Here is a 13074-nt window from a genome sequence, read left to right as displayed (position 1 = left end):
GTTATTGCTCTCCTTTAATTAGAATTTCGCATACTTGGCGCATCGTGTAGTTTGTTGGTGCGTATGTCACTGCAAAGCCAGACAACTCGATTGCCCTTGTTGTAACAGGACCGATAGATGCGATTTTTAGTTTAGCGACATCGTCTGTGTAACTTTTCAAAAAATGGTGCCATGCAGAAGGACTTGCAAATACTGCTATATCAATCGGGCTAGACTTCGTAACACTTTGCAATTGTTCCCTGGCCCTTTCTGGGGAAACTGTCTCGTAAATGGCACGCGATGTCACTAAGTGCCCAGCATTCTTAAATTGTCGCTCTATTTCATCTCGCGCAATATTACTTTTCGGGATAAAGATTTGTTGCTGATTTAAATCGAGCGCTAACCACTCATCGATAAAAATATCTGTTGTAAATCGTGTAGGCAGAAAATCTGGATTATATTGGTTTGACGCAAGCATTTCAGCGGTTTTCTCACCAATGACCGCTATTTTAACATGACTAGGAATAGCCGCCTGTTGCTCAAAGAAATAGCGCACCGTATTCGCACTCGTGAACACAATCCAATCATAGTCTCCTAGAGCCATTTGGCACTTACATGGCCTTGTCTCAATCATCGGAACAATAGAGACTTGAAACCCCGCACGCTCTAAAGAAAGCTGTGATGTTTCATTTTTCCCAACCTCACGTGTTAATAAAATATGTTTAGACATTATCTCTTAATTCCTGAATAATCTCTTTGGCACCTAATTTGATGAGTTTCTCTGCCACGCTTAAACCTAGCGCTTTTGGGTCTTCGCCTTGTTCAGTGATTTGATAAAAAGTTTTGCCATTAGCGGAGCTTACAAGGCCTTTCAATTCTATACATCCATCTTTCGTAGTCGCATATCCAGCGATTGGGATTTCACATCCTCCATCTAATGCTTTTAGAAGTGTGCGTTCCGCTTCAACTGCTTGACTCGTTTCGATATGTTGTAGTAGCGATAACATGTCTCTTACAAGCGAATCATCTTCCCGACATTCAATTGCAAGCGCCCCTTGTCCAACAGCAGGAAGGCACACGGATACATCTAGGAACGTATTCTCTTGCTCCAATTTATCAAGCCAGTCCATGCGTTTCAAACCTGCGACAGCTAAAACAATAGCATCAAAGTCTTCTTCTTGTAATTTTCTAAGTCTAGTATCGATATTTCCTCGAATGGGCTTAATCGTTAAATCTGGGCGAATGTGGAGTAATTGAGCAGCTCGTCGCAAACTGCTCGTCCCAACAACTGCTCCCTCTGCTAGCTCGTCCAAACTTCTTCGTTCTTTAAAAATAAGGCAGTCTAACGGGTTCTCACGTTTAGGAATCGCTCCAATCACGAGACCTTCCGCCAAAGTTGATGGGACATCCTTCATGCTATGTACAGCGAAATCAATCCGCTTTTCGCTCAATGCATCCTCTACTTCCGATACAAAAAGGCCTTTGCCACCTACTTTGCTTAATGTGACATCCAGTATTCGGTCTCCTTTTGTCACAATTTCCTCAATTTCAAAGCTTACATCAGGAAATTCTTTTTGAAGTTTGGCAATTACCCATTTTGTCTGTGTTAAAGCAAGCTGGCTCCGCCTTGAACCAACAATAATTTTTCGAGTCATGCTCTTTCACCCACTTTTTCTTTTGTTATTTCTTTATTCTCTGTTTTTTGAAGGTCAAATATATGTTGAAAAACCTCAATATCATGAGCCGCATCAGGGGTTGTAGCCATCTCTTTTAGCTCTGAAATTGGATGTTTCAGTAACTGATTAATAATGCTCTTCATATGCTTACCAATGATAACTTGTTCACGCTCCGTTAAATTCGGCAATTTGTTGGAAAGGCTTTGCATTGTTTCTGCCTGTAATTCCAATGCTTTTTCACGCAAGTCTTTAATAATCGGAACAACACCAAGCTGCTTTTGCCATTCGTAAAATTGAATACAGGCCTCTTCAATCTGTTTTTCAATTTGTATTACCATCGCTTGTCGTTGCTGTGTATTTTCTTGAATAACATCACCTAAGTCATCGATGTCAAACAACGTCACATTGGGAACGTCTGCACATGTTGCTTCAACGTTACGCGGCAAAGCAATATCAACAATGATGAGCGGATTTTCGCGTTCTGCCATAGCATCAGATACCATATTTTTCGTGATAATTGGTGTCGTTGCTGAGGTGGACGTAATCAAGATCTCCGTGCGTTTCAAATGTTGATCCAAGGACTCAAAACCGCACCACTGCACGCCCAACTTTTCTGCTATATTTTTAGCTCGTTCACTCGTTCTGTTTAATAACGTCATATTCGAAATTTTGGCTCCAAGCATATTTTGAATAGCTAGTACGCCCATTTTTCCAGCACCAACAATAACTGTTTTTTTATCCGCCACAGTTGGAGATACTTTTTTTAAGACTTCCACCGCCGCGTAGCTAATCGATACAGCATTTTCATTGATTTTCATTGTATGATGGATATTTTTTGCAAAATGAACAGACTCTCGGAATAGCTGGTTTAAAATAGTTCCAGTCGTTCTATTATTTTGTGCGCTAGTAAAGGCTTCCTTCACTTGACCAAGAATCTGTGTCTCACCAAGAATCAAAGAATCTAAGCCACTTGTCACACGATACAGGTGCTTCACAGCTTCTTCCTCTTCAAAAAACAACAAATAAGGCTCCAAAATTTGCATATCCATTTGGAACCAATTCGCCAAAAATCGTTTCATATAGTATCTGCCTGTATGGATTTGATCCACGACAGCAAAAATTTCTGTACGATTACATGTTGAAATAATAACATTTTCTAAAATGCTTTTTTCTCGTTGCAAGGAAACCAATGCCATCTCCTCTTCTTCTGGATTGAAAGCTAACCGTTCTCGTATTTCAATCGGCGCGCTTGTATGATTTAGACCGACAGAGAGAATGTACATCAATAAGCCCCCTTTTATATTAGTAAATTCAAGCTTCATTCTAACACTTTTTAAAATAGCCGCCAACTTGTGCGCTTGTGAATAATCAAAAAATTACTTCATAAATCCTTCTATTAACTCCCAAGCCTCTTCTTTGCCCATTTTTGTTTCAGATGAAAACATCACGAAACCGTCTTCTGGATCAAAATCCAACGTTTCCTTGACAATTTTCATATTTTTATGCCATTTGCTGCGCGGAATTTTATCTGCTTTTGTCGCGATGACGATAGCAGGTATCTGATAATACTTCAAAAATTCATACATGTTTCGATCATCTTCGGTCGGCTTATGACGCAAATCAACAATCTGAATAACAGCTTTTAATGCCGTTCTACTCGTCATGTATGTCTCAATCATCTCGCCCCACTTTTGGCGTTCTTTTTTAGAAACTTTCGCGAAACCGTAGCCTGGAACATCAACAAAGAAAAACGAATCCTCAATTTTATAAAAGTTCAATGTTTGCGTTTTTCCAGGTTTTTGTGAGATGCGAGCCATGCTTTTACGACGAATCATCGTATTGATGAAAGAGGACTTCCCAACATTTGAACGACCCGCGAGCGCAAACTCTGGCAAGCCACCTTCTGGGTACTGCTCTTTCCAAACAGCGCTTATTACAAGTTCTACATTATTTATATTCATAATTTCCACCTTTATCTAAAATGATCTTTTTTAAGTATAACGGAATTACGTCAATTAAGCAAAAAGGCTCTCCATCGACGGGAGAACCTTGCTTAGAAATTATAATTGTGATACTTCTGCTTGTACGCGTGCGATGAATTCATCTAGTGGTAAATTCTCTGAGTCTTTCTCACCATATTTACGTACATTGACTGCGTTGCTTTCTACTTCTTGATCTCCAATAACAAGTGCATACGGAATTTTCTTTGTTTGGGCTTCACGTATCTTGTATCCTAGTTTTTCATTGCGCTCGTCTACCTCTACACGGAAACCAGCATACATGAGCTTGTCTTTAAGCGCTTTGCTGTAATCCATATGTGCATCGACGCTGACTGGGATAATTTCCATTTGAATTGGAGCTAACCATGTTGGGAATGCACCTTTATATTCTTCAATCAGGTAAGCTACGAAACGTTCCATTGTGGATACGACACCACGGTGAATAACGACTGGACGGTGTTTTTCGCCGTCTTCGCCAATGTAAGTTAGGTCAAAGCGTTCTGGAAGTAGGAAATCGAGTTGAACAGTAGACAATGTTTCATCTTTGCCAATCGCAGTTTTGACCATAACATCAAGCTTTGGACCATAAAATGCTGCTTCACCATCTGCTTCATAGTATTCTAAGTTCATGTCATCCATTGCATCTTTTAACATACCTTGCGCTTTTTCCCACATAGCATCGTCATCGAAATATTTCTCAGTGTTTTCTGGATCACGATAGCTTAGGCGGAAACTGTAATCTGTGATGGCAAAATCTTTATATACAGCTAAAATTAGCTCAACTACGCGTTTGAATTCATCTTGTATTTGGTCTGGGCGAACAAATACGTGCGCATCATTTAGTGTCATCCCACGAACGCGTTGAAGGCCAGATAGCGCACCACTCATTTCATAACGGTGCATCATGCCAAGTTCCGCAATACGGATTGGTAATTCGCGATAACTATGAATATCGTTTTTATAAATCATCATGTGATGCGGGCAGTTCATTGGTCGCAGTACGAGTTCTTCGTTATCCATTTTCATTGTTGGGAACATATCTTCATGATAGTGATCCCAGTGACCGCTTGTTTTGTAAAGCTCCACATTCGCCATGATTGGAGTATACACATGGTTATATCCTAGACGCTCCTCTTTGTCAACGATGTAACGTTCGATAACGCGACGGATTGTTGCACCTTTTGGAAGCCATAGCGGTAACCCTTGACCAACTTCTTGGCTGTTTGCAAATAACTCGAGCTCTTTACCCAATTTGCGATGATCGCGCTCTTTCGCCTCTTGTTGCATACGTAAAAATTCTTTCAAGCCGTTTTTATCGAAAAAGGCAGTACCGTATATACGCTGTAACATCTTGTTATTACTATCGCCACGCCAGTAAGCTCCGGCTACACTTAGCAATTGGAACACTTGAATTTTACCAGTAGATGGAACATGGACGCCACGACATAAGTCAAAAAATTCGCCTTGTGTATAGATAGTAACTGTTTCATCTGCTGGAATTGCTTCAATAAGCTCTAACTTATAATTATCGCCGATTGCTTTGAAACGTTTGATAGCTTCTTCACGAGAAACTTCTTCGCGCGTAATCGGTAAATTTTCACGAATGATATTCTGCATTTCTTTTTCGATTGCTGGGAAAGTTTCTTCACTGATCGCTACTTCTGTATCAACATCATAGTAGAAACCTGAATCGATTGCTGGGCCTACTCCGAAAGTAATACCTGGATACAAACGTTTAAGTGCTTGAGCCAGCAAGTGAGCCGAACTATGTCGCAAAATTTGTAGCGCATCTTCATGATCTGGAGTCACGATTTCGATTTTTGAATCCTCAAGAATCGGTGTCACTAGGTCAACCAATGTTCCGTTCACTTTACCTGCTAACGCCTTTTTCTTAAGGCCTGGGCTAATAGATGCTGCGATATCTGCTGTAGAAACGCCAGCCTCAAATTCTTTTACTGCACCATCTGGAAATGTAATTCTCATTTTCTTCGACTCCTTCTTCAAATTTTTAGACGAAACGCGGACTTTTATACGCACATTCTAACTTTTAGGGAACAAAAAAAGACCCATCCCAAGCTTGTGCAAGGGACGAGTCTTTCAACACGTGGTTCCACCCAAGATTCAAGAATTCCGAAAAATTCTTCTCTTGTCACAGTTAACGGTGTGCTCCGTCTCAAACTACTCTCAAAGACAACTTGATTTCGAATGAAAAGTTCAAAGGGGGTCACTTTATTGGCTAATTAGGAGGATCTCAGCAATACCTCCTTCTCTGTGAATCAGACGTTAATAAAATGTTGTCCTTATCAATACTTGTTTCATCATTACCTGTATAATAAATCGGATTGAACGAAATGTCAAGCTTTACCCTGAAAAATAATAAGGCTTATCACTGCGATAACTAATCATTTAGTCGCTATTCGTGAGTGCAACTATAACACCTAATATACAAATGAATATTTAATGTCGACGATTTCTACCATTCAATTCTACTTCTTTGGATAAGTATCTGACCCTTTCCATAAGACGACGAGCTTTCATCCGCTCTTCACTTCCATTTTTAGTAAACATTAATTCCGTTTCTAAATAATCCATACTAAAGTTAGAAGAAAAGAAAGTTGGTAATTCCTCTTGCATCCTAAATTGCAAAATTGCTCCTAGAACTTCATCTCGTGTCCAAGCTGTCATTGATTCTGCACCAATGTCATCTAACATTAATATATCGGTCTCTTTGGCGAATTGAATCTTATCACCCACAGTGTTGTCAGCTATAGATTGCTTAATTTCACGCATAAATTCAGGCAAATATACTAGCGTCGAGGTAACCCCAAATTCTGCAAGATTTTTGGCAATCGCTCCTAGTAAATAGGATTTCCCAGTTCCAAATTCGCCATGAATATATAGTCCTTTTAACATTTTTACTGATTTTGAATCTTTATAGGCACTCAAAAATTCTTCAGCAGCAATAAAAGCTGCATTCCTCGAAGCATTGTCTAGATCGAAATCATTTAAATTAGCTTCTAATATCTGCTTTGGCATATATAGCGAACGAATCCTTTTTTCAAAGGCCTTTTTACGATCTGCCTGCTTTTTTTCTTCTGTAGCATAATAAACTACACTTATATAGCTACCTTCTAAACTAAGTTTTGGGGCATATCCTGGCATTAATGTCTCTTCTTTGTTTTGATTTTTTTTGTGTTCTAGCATAAATTCATATAATTTAGAGAGGTTTTGATTAACGGTTTGTTCGTTCAATAATTCTTTATTCTCATTCAGAAAAGATATGATTGGAGGATATGAAAGAACTTTTTGTTTTAACATCTCATATTCTTTTTCAAAATCGCGCCCTTTAAAAAGCTGACCTAATGTTTGCTCAATTTTATCCATTATTCTCACCTACTTCTTGTTTAATCGCTTTTTAGCCTCTGCTACTTTGCGCTCAAGTTCTTCTTGTTCTTGATTACTTAATGGCTTTTCACTATAGTCCCCATCTTTCTTATCGAACCAATCTGGCAAATTTTCTTTTTTCACAACTTTGCTCCTGTTATTTCCAGATGCTTTTTTAACCTCTCTTTTATCTTTTAGTTTCTGATATTTTTCATGTTCATACCTCGCAAGGTTCATCGCTTCCAGCGCAGTCTGAATATTTTTCCTCTTCCAGTGTGCTGCAATTGTTAGCATATAGTTCTTAGCAATTTTTCCTTCTGATTGTAATAAAACATACTCAATCAAAACATTCATTACTGACGAAGACAAATCCTGAGTCGTCATCACCTCATCAATAACTTTAAGATCAGTTTCCGCAGGCACAGCACCATTACTAATGTTAATTAAAAGTTGGTATGGTGTTAATCCCTCTAAATATTTCGCGTGTTCCTCGATAGATGCACCTTTGCCATACTCCAGGTCCTGTTTGGGAACAAGTTTTGTTTCCGTTTTCGCCCTCAGTTCCGGCAATCGATTATTCTGTAATTGGTAACCATCTCGCACAATTTTTCGTAAATAATCCAAATCTAGCGAACCATCCGCTTGCACCGAGCGATATAAATAATGTACCATATCAAGCTCTTCTACAGCATAAATCGCGTGTAATTTCAGAATACAGGCACGCACTTCTTCTGTAACTGCATTTCGCGATAACATGGTTGGCGATAAACTTTGCAACATCACCGCAAAATCAAACCCCTTATCATCCAGTGTCACACCTCGAGATGTCGCCCGCCCCATCGGTTCGCCATTTTCAACTGTACTAATTGGCAATTCACTCCCGCTAAACGTCTCAAATACGTCTTGAAACGAGCGCGTCACTTCATCAAAACCGTTCTCTAGCATTGGCTCATCAGAAAAAAAGCGGCGCAATCGCTGGTACTGTGCGTTGCCGATTTTACTATATAAATAAATATTTAGAAGTCCGTCGGAAAAAAATTGTTCTGGAGAAAGTGGTGCTGCCATTTCATATATGTAATGCCGGGATTCACCTGTCGTTCGTACGAAACTACGCAGCAAACCGAGTCCTTCGAGCTTCAATCGCGCTTGGAAAAGACTAGATAAACCAATGCCAAGTAAATTTAATAGTTGCGTATGGCTATGATTCTCCGACCAAAGGCGATTTTCTTCTACCTCTGTGACAAGCGTGTCGTAGAGAGCCAAACATTCCGCGCCCATTAATGGCTGATATAAAAAAGTCATAATCTTGCGGTCCTTTTCTGATAACACGCCATTCGCTTTCACTTCGTAGCTATCGACCGGCTGTAACTCCATCCAAAATTCTGCCACTCTACTTCACCTTTCTTACTCCTGTTTTGTCTTATTCATTAAATCTTTGAGCTCTTCTACAAAAACGCTGATATCTTTGAATTGGCGATATACGGAGGCAAAACGCACGTAAGCAACCTCATCTAAGACAGCTAATTTATCCATTAATTTTTCACCAATCAAATGGGAGGATACTTCACTTTCACCGATGCTACGAAGTTCACGCTCAACCGCATTTACCACATCTTCTAACTGTTCCACGGAAACTGGTCGTTTTTCACAAGCTCGAATGAGTCCGCGCAATATTTTCTCTCTAGCAAATTCTTCACGCACGCCATCTTTTTTGACGACAATTAGTGGACTTTCCTCGACTTTTTCGAATGTTGTGAAGCGAAAACCACACGATTCACATTCTCTGCGACGCCGAATGGAATTTCCATCATCCGCAGGTCTTGAATCCACAACGCGCGAGCTATTACCTTTACAAGATGGACATTTCATTGTCATCCACTCCTATTTTATGTTATTACTTTTTACCAGTATACCATGACTGACGCCTATGCTTCTACTTTAAAAAGGTCTGGATTAATTCGTTTACTTGTTGTTTCGTCTCGTCTAACGTATGCGAATTATCGATCACGATATCCGCGTAGCTAATTTTATCCATTAACGGCATTTGACTCGCAATTCTGGCTTTGGCTTCATTTTTTGAAAAATTGTTTCGTTCCATCAATCGTTCCAATTGCGTTTTTGCATCCACATAAACTACGATGATTGTGTCTACCATTTCTTGCAACTTGCTTTCTATCAAAAGTGGGATATCGAAAACGATTACCGCATGACCACTCGCTATCAACCGGTCACGCTCGCTCAACATCCATTGCCTCACAAGCGGGTGTACAACAGCATTCAGAGCCTCACGCTTTTCAGAATCATGAAAAATAATTCCTCCCAATTTCTGCCGATTGAGTTCCCCGTCCTCTTGAAAAATTTCTACACCAAAAATAGCTCGGAGTTGGCGCGCTCCTTCTGTACCTTTTTCAACAACTTTTCTTGCCGCAATATCTGCATCGACGATCGGAAAACCAGCCTCGTGAAACATCCTACTAACTGTACTTTTTCCGCTCGCGATTCCACCTGTTAAACCGATAATATAAGCCATTTTCGCCACCTACTTCTGGCATTTCGGGCAAAAGTGCGTACCCCTGCCGTTCAGTTTGATTTTCACAATCGGCGTGCCACACACAGGGCATGGATTTCCTTTTTCTCCATATACTTGAAGTTTATCTTGGTAACCGCCAATCTTTCCTTGTGAGTTCACATATGTGCGGATAGTGGAGCCGCCGAGTGCAACTGCTTCTGCCATGATTGTTTTTGTACTTTCATAAAGCCTTGTGATTTCTGCTGGTTTAAGCGTATTTGCTGGGCGTTCCGGAAGCACTTTTGCCTGAAAACAAATTTCGTCTGCATAAATATTGCCAATACCTGCAACAAGACTTTGATCTAGTAATACAGTTTTGACAGCGCGTCCGGTTTTTTTTAGTTTAGCCGCAAAGATACTTTTTTCAAAGTCTGAAGAAAGCGGTTCTGGGCCCAACTTTTGAATCGATTTTGTAAGCTCTTCTTGGCCTTTTAAGACGAGTTCCATCGTGCCAAATTTACGAACATCAAGATAGCGCAATTCGGTATCGTCTGTGAAATGAAACGTCACATGTGTATGTTTGTCTACTGGATCTGTCGCATTATTGAGACGATATTTCCCTTCCATTCGCAGATGCGATAAAAGCGTGCCATCTGTCGTATCTATAAGCAAAAATTTACCACGGCGGCGAACAGCTTCAATCTTTTGTCCAATCATATTTCCTACAAATTGCTCAGCAGGCATCCCAACAATCATTTTTGGAGCACCGATAATCACTTGATCTATTTCTTTACCTATCACAAGTTCGGCGAGTGTTGCACGAACATTTTCTACTTCTGGTAATTCTGGCATGATTTTAACCCCTTACTTATGTTATTTAGCATCGTACCATGTGTCGCCAAAAGAACTATCCACTTTGAGTGGCACGGAAAGTTCAACCGCATTCTCCATTACATCCGGAACGATTTCCTCGAGTTTCGCGATTTCGCTTTCAGGTGCTTCAAAAATAAGCTCATCGTGCACTTGGAGCAGAAGACGCGCTTCTAGTTTTTCTGAAATCAAACGGTCATTCATGAGAATCATCGCTTTTTTGATAATATCGGCGGCACTTCCTTGAATTGGTGTATTCATCGCTGTTCTTTCAGCAAATCCGCGAACGTTGAAATTTCGACTTGTGATTTCTGGAATGTAACGACGGCGATGTAAAATGGTCTCCACATAGCCTTTCTCTTTTGCAGAGCGCACAATGTTTTCCATATATTCCTTCACTGCAGGATAACTCACGAAATAACGATCGATAAAATCGCGTGCTTCTTTTCGCGTAATACCCAGATTTTGAGATAGACCGTAATCACTAATGCCGTATACGATACCAAAATTAACTGCTTTGGCTTGGCGGCGCATCAACGAGTCCACTTCATCCTGCTCCACATGAAAAACGTCCATCGCTGTTTTTGTGTGGATATCATAGTCGTGTTTGAACGCATATTGCAAGTTCTCATCCTCCGAAATATGAGCCAAAACACGTAATTCAACTTGTGAGTAATCGGCTGAAAAAATCTTCCAATCTGGCTCTGACGGAACAAAGACTTGGCGGATTTTACGTCCTTCTTCAAGGCGAATTGGGATGTTTTGCAGGTTTGGGTCAACGGAACTAAGACGCCCAGTTTGTGCCAAAGTTTGATTGAAGCGCGTGTACACTTTTTGCGTATCTTGATGTGTCACTTTTAGCAAACCTTCGATATAAGTTGATTGGAGTTTACCAAGTTGGCGGTACATTAAGATACTTTCAATAATTGGATGTGAACCTGCGAGTTTCTCAAGGACGTCCGCGGATGTGGAATAGCCCGTTTTAGTCTTCTTTTCAGCTGGTAATCCTAGATTTTCAAATAAAACAACCCCTAATTGCTTCGGTGAATTAATGTTAAACTCAGAACCTGCATATTCGTGAATCGTTTTCTCCAACTCACTTAGTCGTCCTGCAAGCTCCACTTTCATATCTTCTAAACGTGCGGTATCAACTTTAACGCCATACATTTCCATTTTCGCAAGCACTTTAGAAAGCGGCAACTCAAGGTCTTCAAACAAGCCTAACTGCTCATTATTTTCGAGTTCTGTACGCATCTTTCTTTCTAATTCAGAAACTGCAACTACTTTTCGTGCTAAATGCTCTGCTACGATGGCTTCTTCTGGAATCGCTCGTTTAGCCCCTTTTCCGTAGACAAGCTCATCGGTTTTCACCGCATCGAAATCGTGACTGACTGCTACACTCGCAAAATCGTCAATTGTATCAGATGGATTGAGCAAATAGGACGCTAGCATAATGTCAAATTCGATGCCATCAACCGCTATATCAAATTTGGAGAATCCAACAATCGTTTTCTTTGCATCATATACAACTTTTTCTTTCTTCGGGTTTTCTAGCCACGATTTCAGTTCTGGTGACTTTGCTAGTACATCTGCATTGGCAAAAAATGTCCCCGCTTCCGAATGAAAAGTAATTCCAATAAAAGGCGCCGTGTGGTAGTTATCGTTATCCAACTCGACATAAATCGCAGCTTTATCGCTTAAATGTGCAGTCGTAATCTCGTCTACCATTTCAAAAGTAATAGCTTCCATCTCTTTTTCCGGTTCACTAGACTCCCCTTGAATATTTTTCAAAAGCGTCGCAAAACCGAGTTCTTTTAGCAATGGCACAACTTTTTCCGTATCATACCCGTTATATTTCAAATCAGAAACTTTGATTTCTAGTGGCGAATCCGTGTTAATTGTCGCCAATTCTTTACTCATAATTGCAGATTCCTTATTATCTATCACTTTTTCCTGTAGCTTCTTACCAGAAATTTGATCAGCGTTAGCTAATACTTCCTCTACTGTTCCAAATTGATGTAGTAGTTTCAGCGCAGTCTTTTCGCCAACGCCAGGAATTCCCGGAATATTATCTGAAGCATCACCCATCAAGCCTTTCATATCAATAATTTGCTCAGGGGCGAGATTATATTTTTCTTTTAAACTAGTTGGCGTATTTTGCTCCATATCAGTGATGCCTTTTTTAGTAATATACACCGTTGTTTTGTCACTTGCAAGTTGTGTTAAATCGCGATCTCCCGTTATAACAACGACCTCTAAACCATCTTTTTCGGCGTGTTTTGTTACTGTGCCAATGATATCGTCCGCCTCATAGTTCGGCAGTTCGTAGCGTGGAATCGAATAAGCATCCAATAACTCCCGAATGAATGGAAACTGCTCAGATAACTCACTAGGCGTTTTTTGGCGTCCGCCCTTATACTCCTTAAACTGGCTATGTCTAAAAGTCGTTTTTCCCGCATCAAAAGCCACCAATACATGATTTGGCTGCTCCTTTTCCAGCACATTCATTATCATCATTGCAAAGCCATACACCGCATTCGTATAGACACCTTTATCATTACTCAAAAGTGGCAATGCGTAGAAAGCACGATTCGCAATACTATTTCCATCAATTAGTACGATTTTATTCACAGGGATTCCTCCTCAAAATTTAACG

At 40.2% G+C, this 13074-nt stretch carries 11 protein-coding genes and 1 other annotated feature; all 11 genes read right to left on the bottom strand.

Annotated features, from left to right (window positions below):
* Position 1: 1 nt before the first annotated feature.
* The 11 genes from R8925_RS01725 to polA all read right to left on the bottom strand — a co-directional run bounded on the left by R8925_RS01725 (position 2) and on the right by polA (position 13049).
* Positions 2 to 709, bottom strand: coding sequence for a uroporphyrinogen-III synthase (locus R8925_RS01725; protein ID WP_430534209.1), 708 nt, complete (start codon positions 707 to 709; stop codon positions 2 to 4).
* Positions 702 to 1634: a hydroxymethylbilane synthase gene (hemC, locus tag R8925_RS01720; protein WP_430534208.1), complete on the bottom strand. Its 933-nt coding sequence runs from the start codon at positions 1632 to 1634 to the stop codon at positions 702 to 704. The genes R8925_RS01725 and hemC overlap by 8 nt, the downstream gene beginning before the upstream one ends.
* Positions 1631 to 2938 carry a glutamyl-tRNA reductase gene (gene hemA / locus R8925_RS01715; protein ID WP_430534207.1) on the bottom strand — a complete coding sequence of 436 codons (1308 nt, stop codon included), beginning with the start codon at positions 2936 to 2938 and terminating at the stop codon, positions 1631 to 1633. The genes hemC and hemA overlap by 4 nt, the downstream gene beginning before the upstream one ends.
* Positions 2939 to 3031: 93 nt before the next feature.
* Positions 3032 to 3616, bottom strand: a complete 585-nt coding sequence (gene yihA, locus R8925_RS01710) for a ribosome biogenesis GTP-binding protein YihA/YsxC (RefSeq protein ID WP_430534206.1) — start codon at positions 3614 to 3616, stop codon at positions 3032 to 3034.
* 99 nt (positions 3617 to 3715) lie between these two features.
* On the bottom strand, positions 3716 to 5638 hold the full coding sequence (gene thrS / locus R8925_RS01705) for a threonine--tRNA ligase (protein ID WP_430534205.1): 1923 nt from the start codon (positions 5636 to 5638) through the stop codon (positions 3716 to 3718).
* A 98-nt stretch (positions 5639 to 5736) separates the two neighbouring features.
* Positions 5737 to 5971 (bottom strand) — a binding site (T-box leader).
* Positions 5972 to 6112: 141 nt separating this feature from the next.
* Positions 6113 to 7039 (bottom strand): primosomal protein DnaI, encoded by a 927-nt coding sequence (dnaI, locus tag R8925_RS01700; protein ID WP_430534204.1) that lies wholly within the window; start codon positions 7037 to 7039, stop codon positions 6113 to 6115.
* Between the two features lie 9 nt (positions 7040 to 7048).
* Positions 7049 to 8428, bottom strand: coding sequence for a replication initiation and membrane attachment family protein (locus R8925_RS01695; RefSeq protein WP_430534203.1), 1380 nt, complete (start codon positions 8426 to 8428; stop codon positions 7049 to 7051).
* Between the two features lie 15 nt (positions 8429 to 8443).
* Positions 8444 to 8908, bottom strand: a complete 465-nt coding sequence (nrdR, locus tag R8925_RS01690) for a transcriptional regulator NrdR (RefSeq protein WP_036072409.1) — start codon at positions 8906 to 8908, stop codon at positions 8444 to 8446.
* A gap of 64 nt (positions 8909 to 8972) precedes the next feature.
* Complete coding sequence (coaE, locus tag R8925_RS01685; protein WP_430534202.1) at positions 8973 to 9569, bottom strand: dephospho-CoA kinase; 597 nt, start codon at positions 9567 to 9569, stop codon at positions 8973 to 8975.
* A gap of 9 nt (positions 9570 to 9578) precedes the next feature.
* On the bottom strand, positions 9579 to 10400 hold the full coding sequence (gene mutM, locus R8925_RS01680) for a DNA-formamidopyrimidine glycosylase (RefSeq protein WP_430534201.1): 822 nt from the start codon (positions 10398 to 10400) through the stop codon (positions 9579 to 9581).
* 21 nt (positions 10401 to 10421) lie between these two features.
* Entirely contained in the window at positions 10422 to 13049 is a 2628-nt protein-coding gene (gene polA / locus R8925_RS01675; protein WP_430534200.1) for a DNA polymerase I, read from the bottom strand.
* Positions 13050 to 13074: the final 25 nt, after the last annotated feature.

This window comes from Listeria rocourtiae subsp. hofi, from assembly GCF_963575615.1.
GTDB classification, from domain to species: domain Bacteria; phylum Bacillota; class Bacilli; order Lactobacillales; family Listeriaceae; genus Listeria_A; species Listeria_A hofi.
Note: the sequence above shows the minus strand (reverse complement) of the source record. Positions and strands in the feature narration are given on the sequence as shown.